The sequence below is a fragment of the Sanguibacteroides sp. AM78-02pH3A genome (assembly GCF_027666085.1).
Lineage (GTDB): Bacteria > Bacteroidota > Bacteroidia > Bacteroidales > Marinifilaceae > Gabonibacter > Gabonibacter massiliensis.
Genome location: NZ_JAQEHX010000017.1, coordinates 1 through 400 on the forward strand (window position 1 = coordinate 1; position 400 = coordinate 400).

The following is a 400-nucleotide window of genomic DNA, read 5'->3' on the forward strand; positions in this document are numbered from 1 at the left end:
GTGCGATCCTCCGCGATCTCCTTGATCAGGTGACGGATCTCAACGATCTGGTTCGGGTCCAGACCGTTCGTCGGCTCGTCCAAAACCACGAACTCCGGGTTGTGGATGATCGCCTGCGCTATACCCACCCGCTGTTGATAACCGCCAGAGAGGTTACGGATCAAACGTTTGTTGAAATGACTGATACCGCACTTGCCCATAACCGCCTTCACGGCCGTCGATATCTCGCTGTCCGGGACATGACGCAAGCCCGCGCAATACTCCAGGTACTCCGTCACCGTCAAATCCGGGTGCAAGGGCGGCGTCTGCGGCAAAAAGCCGATATGCCGTTTCGCCTCTACAGGGTTCTCCCGGATACTCACTCCCTTGATATAAACGTTTCCCTCTGTAGGGCGTAAAA

At 56.0% G+C, this 400-nt stretch carries 1 protein-coding gene; it reads right to left on the reverse strand.

Annotation, left to right across the window (positions count from 1 at the left end; all coding sequences use genetic code 11):
• The coding region (locus PGR74_RS13895) for an ATP-binding cassette domain-containing protein (RefSeq protein WP_270517366.1) at positions 1-400 on the reverse strand (400 nt) is incomplete at both ends.